Origin of the sequence: Cellulomonas phragmiteti (assembly GCF_016862775.1) — a bacterium.
Taxonomy (GTDB): domain Bacteria; phylum Actinomycetota; class Actinomycetes; order Actinomycetales; family Cellulomonadaceae; genus Cellulomonas; species Cellulomonas phragmiteti.
This window is the reverse complement of record NZ_BONP01000065.1, coordinates 1-702: the sequence shown is the minus strand read 5'-3', so window position 1 is coordinate 702 and position 702 is coordinate 1. Positions and strand designations below refer to the sequence as shown.

At 67.9% G+C, this 702-nt stretch carries 1 protein-coding gene; it reads left to right on the top strand.

The genetic code is table 11. From position 1 onward, the window contains the following. Positions 1 to 19: 19 nt before the first annotated feature. Positions 20 to 702, top strand: a 683-nt coding sequence (locus Cph01nite_RS18930) for a hypothetical protein (protein ID WP_203676605.1), incomplete at its 3' end; no start/stop codon positions are given.

The window sequence follows — 702 nt, the reverse complement described above, 5'->3', positions numbered from 1 at the left end:
GGTGGTGCCCGGGGCGCAGGTGTTCGAGGTCGATCCGGGTGCGGGTGTGGTCGAGGTGTCCAACGGCAAGCCGGGTCCTGGTGCGGGGAACCTGGAGACCAAGGCGTCGGTCGATCAGTACGTGTTCGAGGTCCCGGCTGGTGGGTCGCGGGTGCTGGCCGAGTTCCAGCCGGTGGGTGGGGCGTGGAACGGGTCGTGGTCGGTGCTCGATGGTGCTGGTGGGGTCGTGGCCTCGGGGGTGTTGTCGGACTCCCGGAAGTGGCGGTTCGATCAGGAGCTGGCTGCGGGGCAGTACCGGTTGCAGATGGCCTCGCAGAACGAGCGGATCGGGACGTACTCGTTGCGGGTCTACTTCCCGCCGGTCGAGCAGGTCTTCGATCTGGGGGTGGTCCCGGAGACCGCGCCGGTGGTGATCTCCAACGGCAAGCCCGCTGCGGGTGCGGGGAACCTGGAGACGTGGGTCTCGCGTGATGCGTACGAGTTCTGGGTGCCGGCCGGTGGTGAGGTGTTCTTCGATGTGACCTCGTCGAACTCCAACGTGTTGTGGCGGGTCGTGGATGCGGCCGGTGGTGTGGTGGCCGAGGACAAGATGGTCACCGACCGGCGGTTGGCTGCGATGGCCGGGGGGCAGTACCGCCTGGAGACGTGGATCGACCCGGTCCCGCTCGGGGTGAACCAGGCGACCTATGCCCTGGGGTTGTT